The organism is Sarcina sp. DSM 11001 (genome assembly GCF_900101015.1).
Taxonomy (GTDB): Bacteria; Bacillota; Clostridia; order Lachnospirales; family Lachnospiraceae; genus CAG-791.
Map to the genome: position 1 here is coordinate 1 of NZ_FNFZ01000059.1, position 5610 is coordinate 5610.

Here is a 5610-nt window from a genome sequence, read left to right on the forward strand (position 1 = left end):
AGAAGTTTTACATTGATCAAATGGGCGATTGAGGTAAATACCATGGTTGGATTTTGCGCAGATAATTCCGCTATTCTCGCCAATTCCGTTGCCATTTGTTTGTCCTTCTTTCTCCCGTCTCTGTGTACGGAGAAGTCTGCCTCTGTGTACAGCAAATGTTTCCTCTTTGATATTGTCCCGCAGGCCTGAGCTGTGAGGAACAGCTCGTTCTCGACTTCCCTCCCCCGCTTATCTTGTTCACGGCTTCATCGGTACTATTCGGGCCTCCGACTTCCTGCACTTCGTTTGGCATCCTCCTTTTTGGTTGTTTGCCATACCACGCGGTCACACTCCACGAGGAAAATGCAGGATCTCCCACTGTTGACGCATCACTTTTGTGCTGCATGAATGGTTCTTTCCGACACCGCCGGGCACATACTTCCTCGCCGTTAACGTCCATATGTGTGTTGACTTCCGCTCAGGCAACAGCGTCGTCCCTCGGATATGTTAGTCTTTCGATGCTCAATAGCCATCCCTACAGCCATGCTGTTTACGCTTCGCAGGATTACGTTACCGCATCCCACGCAAAACTCGCTTCCGGTGTTGCGGCTCACAACTTACCGGGTGGACGTCTCCTGTCCACTATGTGAAGCGCCCTTCAGGGCGCACTGCCTGACACCAAGGTCCTGTTCCCGTAAACCCTTTATGCGTATGTGTTGATAAAATCTTCCTCGCTACAGTCAACCTGATGAAAGCAATTTAGCCACGAGTACACTTCAGGTAGATTCTTCGCCCGCAAACCGATCATGCGAAGCATGTGGTCCCGTTTCAGAAAGTCATCCATGCTCCTGAGTTCGCTTGGTTCGATTGATACCTTCTGCCTCGGATAACATTCCGCTTTCAAGATTCCGTTCTTATGAATCGCACTCATATAACCTCGGTTCCGGTATCTTGGCAGCGTCGTCACCTGAATATCAACGCTTCCATAGAACAACACTCCACCGACAACATGCAGATTACCATCGGATAAAACCAGAATTTTCTCGAACGAGTCCAGTTCTTGTCGGAATTTCCGTGGAGGGAAGTCTTGCTTTTCAAGGCGATAAGTAGTTCCATCGCCGAGAAGTATGCCACGAGGTAGCTTAATGTAACGTAAAAAATCCAGAAAGTCTTCGTTTCTCATAGAATTATTCCATTGTTGGAGCCATTATCAAAAAGGTAACTCCTCGTCAATAATCTGTTCAGCTTCAAGTTCCTTCCAATCATTCCCTTTTTGATCTTCCTTAGCCTCAAAGACCATATCGTACACAGCTTTCAAATTCCCAGTCCTATCAGCAATGTCCCCAAGAAGACCTCTGTAAAAAGAGCAGACATCAGTATCACCTATTACCCATCCAACCTGGGAATTATCAATTACTGCCCCACATAATTGATCAACCTGATACTCCGTCCAATAGCTATTCTTTTGCAGCCTTGCTATTAGGCTGTGGGTTGTCTGAAAATTTGGGCTTTCCTGTAATTGCTCTATAAGCTCATCCCACTCATCTTTATCCTCGGGCACACCAACCTCACTAAGTTCAATAATACCAAACCGCTCTGGCTCAGAATGGGGTGCCCTCTGCCCAAAAGGGATGTCATCAATCACTGGATCATTACTTTGTGGAAGCGGGTAAGCATCATGTATTTTTACAATGCTATCATTTGGAAATGCTTCACCGCATACAATCGCATGCTGTTTCTCCAAAGCACTCATTTGCAAGTAAAAAGCATCGTTGGATATTCTGAGAACTCCCCTTAGAAACTCCATGTCCCGCTTACTGGTAATCTTATGCATGATCACAGAGTTGCACTGGCTGACGATCTCATATGACAACATCGATGGAACCTGTGATGATATTACTAATCCGATACCAAACTTTCGCCCCTCGCGCGATAGTTTGTCAATGTAATAGTTCCCAAGTTTAGTCTCATTGAGATCAGCGTTAATATATCTATGTGCCTCTTCCAGCACCAAATTCAAATGTGTCGGATCAGGTACTTCTTCTTTTTTCTGCTCCACTTTATACTGGTAGATCGTTTTAAACAGAAGATACAGTACGATGTCGAGCGCATCTATGGAAACCTGCAAGTCAAGAATATGAACCTTCTTGTCAGATTTCAGAATTCTTCTTAGAGTATTTTCTTCATCTGAATTGATAACTGCCATAAGTTCAGCATCGTCAAGTATGGATTCGACACGAAGGAATAACGTTTGAAGGTATTGCATGAGCTGATTCTTATTAAAATCGCTTACTTTGCTTTTTTCGACCCATGCACTTAGTTGTCTCGGCAATTCCTTCAAATCCCACTTTTGGCTTCCACGATTTGATAAAACGGAAATGCTGTCTCGAATCGCGGGAAATTGTGTGGCTTCCGAAGTTCGGAAAAGTCTACCATATTCCGCTATGTTCAGAATCGTATGGTTGAATCGAAGCGTGTCAAATTCGTAGTATTCGTATTCTTCTTTGTGAAAAGCCGTTCGATACTCACCGTTCACATCAAGAATAATGAATTTGATATCCTTCTCAGGATTCTCCCTGATATACTTCTGAATGATAGAAACAACTGTACAGGTTTTACCACTTCCTGTATTGCCATACACTCCGAGATGCTTTCCAAAGAGAACATTAGGGTTGTATCCAACAGCTACACTGCTATCATAAATATACGTTCCGATCGTTGATGGAGCTGTCTTTTCTGTAGGTGCAAAGATATGCTCCAGTATCTTGTTCCACAGTTTAAAAACCTGTTCGCCAACTAACGGATACGTGTTAGTGCCAAACGTGAACTTTTCCGTAATTTCATCATAAATGCCACTGATAGATGAGGATACGAAAATGTCTACATCACTATCGTAAATCTCCTCAACAGTCATTACAAGCAGACGTCCATCTACAAGCCTGGTTCCCACTAGCGATCCGATTGAAATGTAGCTTGTTATAAAGCCCTCAACTCCAATGTGGTTGATGGCAGCCGGAACCGTCACGCGAATCAATACCTTAGCACCTGTTATTTTTGTAATTCTTCCGATCTCATTTACCTGCATGTCCCACCAACACTTTCTGGAGAAGCTCTATTGCCTTCTCCTGGTCAGTTTTTTCAGGAGTCGCAGGAAGGATATACTTCACAAAGGTCTTATAATCTGCCAGTACTTTGCCAGTCAGAATATTGATATTAGGCATGCTATCAGAAAGACGCTTCAGTTGATCGATGAACTCACCCTGCTCATCGGGGTTATAGAGGAAGAAATAAAAAATATTGTTGGGATTCTCTAAAGCTTTGAACAGAATCTCATTGATATGGTCATCACCGTACTTATAGCCAAGGACGATCACAACATTCTTTCCGGTTTCCATTTCATCCAGCATATGCCGCATGAGTTCACTATATGGAGTGCTATACGTTTGGTACAGCTTATGAGACGTAGGATAAATCAGTACTGGAGCTGTATCATCAATTTTGACCTTCCCGTCTTTAAACTTTGGCTGGTACTCCTTAACTTTCCCATCTTCCACAATCCAATTTACAGAACCGTGGATCTTGATCAGGCCAGTTTTGTCTTTACCCTGTAATGTTCTTGGATCGAAAACACGATTTACAAAGCCAGAAAACCCATCCCTATATTCTATTGCCAGTTTATCGAGAGAATACTCAAAGGCCAAATCGTAGTTCGGTGTGTATATGTCCGTTCTCGTGAGGCATCCGAATGTACGAAGTTTCAGAAGGAACATCTCATGGAGAGACAACTTACGATAGTCAACGGAATTAACAAAGCTATCGATCAACACACCTTTTATCTCATCAATCAGATTACTGACAAGGTTTTCTTTGGCTTCATCCTTCACAAGATTATAGTAGGACCTCACAATAATTAGAGCATTGAGTTGATCTTCAATTCCCAGGAGTTTTCCCACTTCATCAATTATGGGGGAAAGATCAGCATACTTTGCCTTATAATCCTCCAGCTTGAATTTCCGTGTGTCCTGGGAACCAGCGTAAATGGATGCGCCATTACCGAATAGGAATAGCACATCATCAAGTTTCATGTGCTCGGCAAGCTTCAGCCGAAGGTCAGAGAATGCTACCAGAAGGTCTTCTGCGGGCAGATGTGTATCGGCGATCACATTACCATCTTTATCCTTTTCTGGTTGAAGAAGCGTAAGGAGTTCTTCTTCAGATTTAATCTGCTGTTCTTCATTAAGCTTGTTGTTCAGTTTATTGATAATGAAGTTGCTGTCAAAAACCATTTCTGTTAGACCTCCTTTCCCTGTTCCTCACTCGTGTACTTTCCTTGTATGGATTCCCCGCCCTAAGCCATGGATATGTGGCAAAGATAAGCCAGTGTCTGCTGGCAACCCTACAAAAAAAGCCAGTCTGGTTGTTTACTTCCATCGTTTCCTTCATTTCCGTGCGGGGACTCGGATCCTTAAAATTCATAAATAGGTCTGAAGTAGTTCCTCCAGATCCACTTACCATCTTTGTGATATCCTGTGACTATTGCTGTTATCGCATATTCTGTAGGCAACTCTCGCCTCATAACCCTATATTCACCGAAATCGCTTTGCATCTCATACTCCTCAAAATTACCGCCAATGTTATCCCACAGCCAGTTATTATCAAGGCGTTCTTGGGGAAGCTTCTCTGTTTGAGTTGTCCACAATTGATACTGTATGTATGTGGAACTATCTTCCTCAAAGTTGAAATCCTGATCAACGATCCAATAAAGTGAACCTTCATACTGATATACCCAGCAGTGAAAGTCTGGCCGGTAAACTCTTATCACACCCTTTTGAATGAAATCCGCATCGGTCTCTGGAGCCTCAAACTCTTTCTCCGGCGTATAATGCACTCCATCAAAGTTGATATACACCCCTGTCGATAGCGCAATTGACAACGGCCATTTGATCAGTACTTCATATTCTCCTTCTGGCACTTCTGCTCGTGCTGTGAAACCAGAGCTTGTTTAATGGGTCGAGTAGACGGGGGGATTGCTCCCTCCGCCCCTCACAGAATTCCGGACTTGCGGCTTTCCCGCATCCGGCTCTTTACGAGACTAATCGATTAGTTTGTCAGCTTTATTGCGCATAGATGCTCACGTATAACTTCGCCTCGGCCAGTGGGTGATTGTTATCAAGCATATATAAAAATTCTGCCCAGCTGTAACTTGTCTTCTGACTGCGTCGATTGAGCCAGTAAAATAAGCTCTTCATCACCCCGTACCGAAATGATTTGATACTCCGTGAGTTATCCGTGATCCCGTAGTAATGGAAATAACCAACAAGAATCTCGTTCAGCTTATGCACGATATCTTTAGTCTTCATCGCGCGCATTTCGCCCATCTTCCTGTGAACCTCCTTCAGTTTCTTGCTGAATTTCTTTCTACTGGTTTTCCTCTTAACCCTGAACCTCCCGTTCCTGCTCTTGGAACAGTAGTGTGTAAATCCGAGAAAGGTGAATGTCTCCGGTCTTGTTCCTCTCTTCGCGCAGTTCTGCTCCGCAAATCTCCCGAACTCTATCAGACGGCTCTTCTCTTCCTCAAGACTCAGTCCAAAGTTTCCCATCCTACGTTTCAGTTGCTCATAGAACCACTCC

Annotated in this window: 5 protein-coding genes; all 5 read right to left on the minus strand. The window is 43.8% G+C overall.

Annotation, left to right across the window (positions count from 1 at the left end; translation table 11 throughout):
- Positions 1-682: 682 nt before the first annotated feature.
- Positions 683-1162 (minus strand): hypothetical protein, encoded by a 480-nt coding sequence (locus BLT02_RS16495; RefSeq protein ID WP_092998090.1) that lies wholly within the window; start codon positions 1160-1162, stop codon positions 683-685.
- A 27-nt stretch (positions 1163-1189) separates the two neighbouring features.
- Positions 1190-3064, minus strand: coding sequence for an ATP-binding protein (locus BLT02_RS16500; RefSeq protein WP_092998093.1), 1875 nt, complete (start codon positions 3062-3064; stop codon positions 1190-1192).
- On the minus strand, positions 3051-4265 hold the full coding sequence (locus BLT02_RS16505; protein WP_092998096.1) for an SIR2 family protein: 1215 nt from the start codon (positions 4263-4265) through the stop codon (positions 3051-3053). The genes BLT02_RS16500 and BLT02_RS16505 overlap by 14 nt, the downstream gene beginning before the upstream one ends.
- A 179-nt stretch (positions 4266-4444) precedes the next feature.
- On the minus strand, positions 4445-4951 hold the full coding sequence (locus BLT02_RS16510) for a hypothetical protein (RefSeq protein WP_139187721.1): 507 nt from the start codon (positions 4949-4951) through the stop codon (positions 4445-4447).
- 142 nt (positions 4952-5093) lie between these two features.
- On the minus strand, positions 5094-5610 hold a 517-nt coding region (locus BLT02_RS16515; protein ID WP_242869858.1), incomplete at its 5' end, for a group II intron maturase-specific domain-containing protein.

Coding starts and splice junctions, on each gene's coding strand:
- BLT02_RS16495 (WP_092998090.1), bottom strand. CDS start 1,162: ATGAGAAACGAAGACTTTCTGGATTTTTTACGTTACATTAAGCTACCT.
- BLT02_RS16500 (WP_092998093.1), bottom strand. CDS start 3,064: ATGCAGGTAAATGAGATCGGAAGAATTACAAAAATAACAGGTGCTAAG.
- BLT02_RS16505 (WP_092998096.1), bottom strand. CDS start 4,265: ATGGTTTTTGACAGCAACTTCATTATCAATAAACTGAACAACAAGCTT.